Source organism: Caulobacter sp. B11 (assembly GCF_002737765.1).
Lineage (GTDB): Bacteria > Pseudomonadota > Alphaproteobacteria > Caulobacterales > Caulobacteraceae > Caulobacter.
Map to the genome: position 1 here is coordinate 1 of NZ_PEGG01000277.1, position 6,523 is coordinate 6,523.

Consider the following 6,523-nt stretch of genomic DNA (forward strand, 5'->3'; position numbering starts at 1 on the left):
GGCGCGCGACGACTGCTCGGGGATGGCTCAATGCTGATCGTCGGCGTCGACATCGCCAAGAGCCCAGACATCCTGGTCCCGGCCTATGACGACGCCCAAGGCGTGACGGCAGCCTTCAATCTCAATGTGCTGGCCCGGATCAATCGCGAACTCGGCGGCGATTTCGATCTGACGGCGTTCCGCCACCGGGCGGTCTGGAACCCGATCGAGAGCCGGATGGAAATGCACCTGGTCAGCCTGAAGGACCAGGTGGCGACCGTCGCGGGCAGGGTCGTGAGCTTCACGGCGGATGAGACCATCCACACTGAAAACTCCTACAAATATCGTCCTGAGCTTTTCAGCGAACTGGCGGTCACGGCGGGATGGCGCGTGGTCGAGCAGTGGTTCAGCGACGCGCCACGTTTTGGAGTCTTCGCCCTGGCGGCGTGAGGGCGAGAGGCCCGCCGCAAGTCTTGGGGCCTGAGGGCGTCAAGTGAGCGACCGCAGCCCAGCCCAAGCTGCGGTCTCTGGTCGTCAGATATCCGTGCCGGTGGGGCGCCCGCCGCTGCGCGACGATGAGCCGCCCTTGCGACCGGCATTGGCGGCAAGATCCCGGTCCTTGGCGAAGCTGCGCTTCTCGCTGGGAACGCTGGCCCCGCCCTTGCGCGCGATCTCTCGGCGACGGTCCGGGTCCATGGCGGCAAAGCCTCGGCGGCCGCGCGGCTTTTCGCTTTCGAGGTCCATATGGTGCTCCTAATCGGGACTGGTAACAGGTGTGAACGGAGCAGAACCATCGCTGTAGGGCCGGTCGTCGCCGGGCTCCACCGGAGGGGTCTGCATCGGCTCTTCGTCGGGCGTCTGGCCCGGCTGATAGTCGGGTTGCGTCGGTTCCAGGGGCGGCGGGGCGTCGGGGTCGGTCATGGCTTTGTCCTGCTTGTCTCAAGAGGTAACCGGTGAAGCCGCGATCGGTTCACCCGATGGCCAAGACAAATTTCGCCTGTCACGGCTAGAACCGCCCTCCAAAGGGCGAAATTGGAGGACCGCACATGGCGACTGTCACCGACGCCAAACGGCTATGGCGCCACTGGCGACTGGCCGTGGCCCTTCTGGCGGGGCTGGCTGCCTGGGCCGCGGCGCGAGGCGCGCCGGCGCCGGTGAGCACGCACATCCTGATCGGCTGGGACCTTGGGGCGCTGGTCTATATCGCCCTGCTCTGGCGACTGTTCCTGACCGCCAAAGGCCCCGATGTCAGGCGTCGCGCGGCCCAGGAGGATGAGGGGCCGTCGCTTCTGCTGATCATCGTCCTGGCGGCGGTTATCGCCAGCCTCGGCGCCGTGGTCGCGGCGATGATCCATGCGCGATCAACGAGCGGCGAGACCCGGGGCCTTACGGCGGCTTTCGCTGTCCTGACCCTGATCCTGTCCTGGACGCTGCTGCAGTCGGTGTTCGTCCTTCACTATGCCCACCGGCACTTTGGCGATGGGGCCGCGAAGGGCGGATTCGGCTTTCCGGGCGAGGCCCCGACCACCTATCGTGACTTCATCTATCTGGCGTTCGGCGTCGGCATGACCTTCCAGGTCTCCGACAACGAGGTGCGAACCTCGCGCCTGCGCAATCTGGTGATCGCCCACGCGGTCACGGCCTATTTCTACAACACCGCCGTTCTGGCCCTGGGGATCAACATCATCGCCGGGGTGGTCGGCGCCTAGAGCCTCTCCGGATCAGAGGGACTCATCGGATCCGGACAATAAGGCTCCATCTTCAGGAGCTTGGAGCGCGTTGAGGCGGCGAAGGCGCACATAGTTTCGCCTAGCGCGCTCTGACCCTTATCGCGGTGGCGGTGGGCGATGCCCGCCCTGTCGCCCGAGACCCCGTCGTGATCCGCGCCCCTCGACCGCCGCCTGGACCAGAGTCCTGGGTAGGTCGGCGAGCCGCAGCACCGCGTCACCGTCCTGGTCGAGCAGGGCGAAGCGAGCCTTGGCGGCCCTTTCGGCTTCGTCGCGGGTGATGCGGCGGTTGAAATCGGCGTCGGCGCCCATCACCGGCTGGGGCTCGGCGATGAGGCCATAGGGCGCTGCGCCTTGCAGGGCCCCGCCGACCAGCCCCCGGCCGCGGCCGCCGCCTCGCGGTCCGTCGCCTGGGCCGTCGCCTCCGCCCGGGCCGCGCGGGGGGCGAGCGCCGCCGCTTGAGGCCGGCGCGATCGAGCCGAGGATCTCCGGGGCGATCCGCGACTCGTAGTTCGAGACCTCGGGTCCGTCGATCACGGCGTCTTGGTTGCTGTCGAGCACCGCGAAGAAGCGACGCGCATCGGCGACGAACTCTGTTCGGGACAGAACCCCGTCATGGTCGGCGTCGGCGCCGCTGAACCAGGCGGCGACGGGGTAGGGGGCCTGGCCGTCGGCTCGGAACGGCTCGCCGGCCGGGCTGATGAAGATCTGCCGGCGCGGGGCGGATGGCCCGTCCTCTCGCGGTTCCGGGCCCCGGCCGGGTCCACGATCAGGGCCGCCAGGCGGCGGGCCGGCGGCGCAGGCGGTCAGGGTCAGGGCGCCGGCCGCGACCAGCGCGAGCTTCAGAGGGGACATGGAAAACTCCTTCCCCGCCTATCAAGCCTGGTCGCGTTGCCGGCGGATGTCGCGCCCTCTGCCAAGCTTTGCGGGGCCGCAACAAAGGCGTCGGGCCCGGACCAAACCTGGCCGCAATTCTAGAGCGGCAGGGTCACCCGCGCCCGCAGTCCGCCTTCGGGACGGTTGAGCAGGATCACGTCGCCGCCATGGGCACGGGCCAGGGAGCGCACCACCGCCAGGCCCAGGCCGATGCCGCCGGTCTCGCGATTGCGCGAGGGTTCGCCCCGGAAGAAGGGCTCGAAGACCCGTTCCAGTTCCGATGGCGGCACGCCAGGGCCGTCGTCGTCGATTTCGATCACCGCCTGCCCGGCCTCGGCGAAGACCCGGCCCCGGGCCGAGCCGCCATATTTGAGGGCGTTCTCGACGAGATTGGCGATCAGCCGCTTGAGCGCCAGCGGATCGCCGTTGATCACGATCTTCTCGCCACGCTCGACCACCGCCGCGCCGCCGGTCTCGGCGACCTCGTCGATGACGCTTTCCAGCAGCGAGGCCAGTTCCAGCCGGGTGCGGTCGGCGGGACGGGTGGTGTCGCGAACAAAGGCCAGGGCCGCCGAGATCATCGCCTCCATCTGATCGATATCAGCCGCCAGCTTGCCGCGAATATCGTCGGGCGCCGCCTCGATCCGAAAGCGCAGGCGGGTGAGCGGGGTGCGCAGATCGTGGGCGATCGCGCCGATCATCGTGGTGCGGTCCTCGACATAGCGACGCAGCCGCGCCTGCATCATGTTGAAGGCGTTGGAGGCGGCGATCACCTCGGCCGAGCCCGACAGTTCCAGCGGGGGCGCGCGCGGGTCGCGGCCCAGGCGTTCGGCGGCGTCGGCGAAGGCGCTGATCGGTCCCGACAGCCGCCGCGCGAACAGCCAGGCCAGGGGCGACACGGCCAGGACCGACAGCCCGAGGATCAGCAGGATGCGCTGCTGCCAGGAATCAAAGCGCCAGGGCGGGGCGGGCTTGGGCTCGACCACCATCCACTGGCCGTCCGCCTGGCGAACCCCGAGCTTGAAGCCGCCGAAGATGAACGGCTCTTCGAAGCGGCCGCCGGGCGGGCGCGGCCCGCTACGGGGGCCGGGGCCGTCAGCAGCATTGGGCGGCGGGCCCTCGCCACGCCCTCCGGGCCCGGGCGGCGGACCGCCGGGGTCGCCGCCGCGACGGTCCTCGCCGCCGCGCTTGTCCTGGCGCAGGCTGCGCACGAAGAAGCGGGGGCCATTGTCGGTCAAGATCTCGATCCGGGACGGGGGCACGTCCAGCGCCCTGCCGATCCCGGCCTTGAACTCGGCGCGACGGGGATTGTCCGGCAGGCCCATCCCCAGGGCGCCGCGCTGGCGCAGAATCAGCATGCGGCCGTCGCGGGCCTGCACGCTCTCGCCGGTCTTGAGAACGCGCGAAACCTCGCTGAGTCGATAGAACTCCGGCGGCGGCGGCGGCAGAGTGAAGATCACCACGATGGCAATCAGCTGGGCGGCGACCAGGGTGATGATCACCAGGCCCAGGGCCTGGACGAACAGCGGGGCCGCCGAGCGCGACGCCGCGGGGGCGGGCGGGCTCATGGCGTTCGCACGACCTTGGGCGTGAACATGTAGCCCTCGCTGCGAATGGTGCGGATCAGCTCGCCGCCGCCGCCATCATCCAGCTTGCGGCGCAGACGGCTGATCTGGACGTCGATGGCCCGGTCATAGGCGTCGCTTTCCCGGCCGCGGGCCATGTCCAGCAACTGGTCGCGGGTCAGGACGCGTTGCGGGCGTTCGACGAAGGCGCGCAGCAGCGAGAACTCGCCGGTCGACAGATTGACGACCACCGACTGCGGCGAGCGGAGTTCACGCCGCACCAGGTCCAGCCGCCAGCCGGCGAACTCGCAGGCGGCCGCCATGCCGTCGTCGACGGCGCGGGGCTCCTGCCGGCGGCGCAGCACGGCGCGGATGCGGGCCAGCAGTTCGCGCGGATTGCAGGGCTTGGGCAGATAGTCGTCTGCCCCCAGTTCCAGGCCGACAATGCGGTCGGTCTCTTCCCCCATGGCCGACAGCATGATGATCGCCGGACCATCCTGGGCCGACAGTCGCCGGCAGATGGCCAGGCCATCCTCGCCGGGCAGCATCACGTCGAGCACCACCAGGTCGACGGGCGCACGGGCCAGGGCCTGATCCATGGCGCGCGAATCGGCGGCCGTATCGACCGCATAGCCGTGGCGGCCCAGGAACTCGGCGACCACGTCGCGGATGCCCGGATCGTCATCGACGATCAGGATCCTCGCGCCGACGGCGGGCTCGGGCGCATCGATGCTGGCGGCGATCAGGGCCGGTTCGTGTGAAGTCTCCATGACAGTCTCCTCCCACGCTGCGGTCGCCAGGGGATTTCACGTCTGAAACAGCGATGCAACGCGCCCATGCGATTGAGGCGGCAATCGTTCCAGGAGGTTCTATGTCCCCTCGATCTTTTCCCAGCCTCGCCATGGCCGCCACAACGCTCCTGCTCAGCGTCACTCCCACCCTCGCCACTGCCCAGGTCGGGCCCGGCGGCGGGCGGGGCAATCTCGACCTGAACGGCGACGGCGTCATCACCGCCGAAGAGTTCGAAGCCCAGGGCCAGCGTCGCTTCAAGCGCCTGGACGCCAATCAAGACGGGGCCATTGATCAGGCTGAGCTGTCCCAACGGGGCGAAGGCATGGCCAAGGGTCGGGCCGGCCGCCGGGCCTCCGCGGACGGCCCCCCTGCCCAGGGTGGCGCGCCCGGCCTGCTCTGGCGGCTGGACGTCAATCAGGACGGCCGGATCACCGAGGCCGAGGTCCTCGCCGGCCAGAAGCTCCGCTTCGCCAAGGCTGACGCCAACGGCGACGGCCGGCTTGACCCTGCCGAGGCCCAGTCCCTTCGGCCACGTGGCCTGGGCGCTGGTCCCCGAGGTTAGACCCCGCCTTAGCCCGGCGAGGTGTTCTTGGGCGACTGGAAGTCAGGACCCTCGATGCTCATCGCCTCGATGGCCAGGTCGCTGACATAGGGGTTGGAGCGCCGTTCGGCCCCGAAACTCGACATCGGGCCGTGGCCCGGCACGAAGCGGATGTCCGCGCCCAGCGGCCAGAGCTTCTGGGTGATCGAGTCCAGCAGGTCCTGGTGATTGCCGCGGGGAAAATCGGTCCGACCGATCGAGCCCTGGAACAGCACGTCGCCGACCTGGGCGAAGCGGGCCTCGCGGTGGAAGAAGATCACATGGCCCGGCGTGTGACCCGGGCAGTGGATGACCTCGAACTGGGTCTCGCCCAGGGTCACGACGTCGCCGTCGTCCAGCCAGCGATCGGTCACGAAGCTCTGGGCTTCGGGAATGCCATAGCGCTCGCCGGTCATCTGGATCTGGTCGATCCAGAACTGGTCGTCGGGGTGGGGGCCTTCGATCGGCGCACCGGTCAGGCGCTTGAGCTCGGCCGCGCCGCCGGCATGGTCCATGTGGCCATGGGTGATCCAGATCTTCTCGAGGGTCAGGCCCTGATCCTTCAGCACCTGCATGAGCCGCGGGACCTCGCCGCCTGGATCGATGATCGCGGCCTTCAGGGTCTTGGCGCACCAGACGATGGTGCAGTTCTGCTGCAGCGGGGTGACCGGCGCGATGACGGCGCGGATCGGGGGCTCGGTCTGGCTCAACGGGAACTCCTTGTGCCCGGCAACATAGGGGCTGAAGGCCCGACACGAAAGAAGGCCCGGGATCGCTCCCGGGCCTTCGATCGTTTTCGACGTCGTCGGTGGACTATTTCACGTCGTCTACACCGCGGCCCATGGCCTCGGCCGGCGAGTTCATCTCGGTGTCCTCGGTGATGTCGATGCCCTTGGCCAGCTTGGAATGCCAGAAGCCATAGGCGGCATAGACCACCGCGCCGACGGCGGCATAGCCCGCCAGAATCATCAGCGGCAGCGGGTTGTTGTTCATCGCGTGGATGA

At 69.0% G+C, this 6,523-nt stretch carries 9 protein-coding genes and 1 pseudogene; 3 read left to right on the forward strand and 7 right to left on the reverse strand.

From position 1 onward, the window contains the following. On the forward strand, positions 1 to 429 hold a 429-nt coding region (locus CSW58_RS10960; RefSeq protein ID WP_143755176.1), incomplete at its 5' end, for an L-histidine N(alpha)-methyltransferase. An 84-nt stretch (positions 430 to 513) separates the two neighbouring features. Here CSW58_RS10960 and CSW58_RS10965 read toward each other — a convergent pair. Next, positions 514 to 723 carry a general stress protein gene (locus tag CSW58_RS10965; RefSeq protein WP_099447311.1) on the reverse strand — a complete coding sequence of 70 codons (210 nt, stop codon included), beginning with the start codon at positions 721 to 723 and terminating at the stop codon, positions 514 to 516. 9 nt (positions 724 to 732) lie between these two features. After that, the gene (locus CSW58_RS14395) at positions 733 to 900 is read right to left on the reverse strand and encodes a hypothetical protein (RefSeq protein WP_201721645.1); all 168 of its coding nucleotides are present in this window, start codon (positions 898 to 900) and stop codon (positions 733 to 735) included. A 125-nt stretch (positions 901 to 1,025) separates the two neighbouring features. Between CSW58_RS14395 and CSW58_RS10970 the strand changes: the two genes are divergently transcribed. Then, entirely contained in the window at positions 1,026 to 1,688 is a 663-nt protein-coding gene (locus CSW58_RS10970) for a DUF1345 domain-containing protein (protein ID WP_099447312.1), read from the forward strand. A gap of 117 nt (positions 1,689 to 1,805) precedes the next feature. Here the strand turns inward: CSW58_RS10970 and CSW58_RS10975 are convergent, their stop codons facing one another. The 3 genes from CSW58_RS10975 to CSW58_RS10985 all read right to left on the reverse strand — a co-directional run bounded on the left by CSW58_RS10975 (position 1,806) and on the right by CSW58_RS10985 (position 4,917). After that, the gene (locus CSW58_RS10975) at positions 1,806 to 2,561 is read right to left on the reverse strand and encodes a hypothetical protein (RefSeq protein ID WP_099447313.1); all 756 of its coding nucleotides are present in this window, start codon (positions 2,559 to 2,561) and stop codon (positions 1,806 to 1,808) included. A gap of 119 nt (positions 2,562 to 2,680) precedes the next feature. After that, positions 2,681 to 4,150 (reverse strand): ATP-binding protein, encoded by a 1,470-nt coding sequence (locus tag CSW58_RS10980; RefSeq protein ID WP_099447314.1) that lies wholly within the window; start codon positions 4,148 to 4,150, stop codon positions 2,681 to 2,683. After that, a complete protein-coding gene (locus tag CSW58_RS10985; protein WP_236627786.1) occupies positions 4,147 to 4,917 on the reverse strand; it encodes a response regulator in 771 nt (256 codons plus the stop codon). The genes CSW58_RS10980 and CSW58_RS10985 overlap by 4 nt, the downstream gene beginning before the upstream one ends. Positions 4,918 to 5,048: 131 nt before the next feature. Between CSW58_RS10985 and CSW58_RS10990 the strand changes: the two genes are divergently transcribed. Beyond that, on the forward strand, positions 5,049 to 5,501 hold the full coding sequence (locus CSW58_RS10990; RefSeq protein WP_161494602.1) for an EF-hand domain-containing protein: 453 nt from the start codon (positions 5,049 to 5,051) through the stop codon (positions 5,499 to 5,501). A gap of 8 nt (positions 5,502 to 5,509) precedes the next feature. Here CSW58_RS10990 and CSW58_RS10995 read toward each other — a convergent pair whose 3' ends face one another. Next, positions 5,510 to 6,229, reverse strand: coding sequence for an MBL fold metallo-hydrolase (locus CSW58_RS10995; RefSeq protein ID WP_099447316.1), 720 nt, complete (start codon positions 6,227 to 6,229; stop codon positions 5,510 to 5,512). Between the two features lie 103 nt (positions 6,230 to 6,332). Further along, positions 6,333 to 6,523 (reverse strand): annotated as a pseudogene (locus CSW58_RS11000) (amino acid permease); the annotation flags it as partial.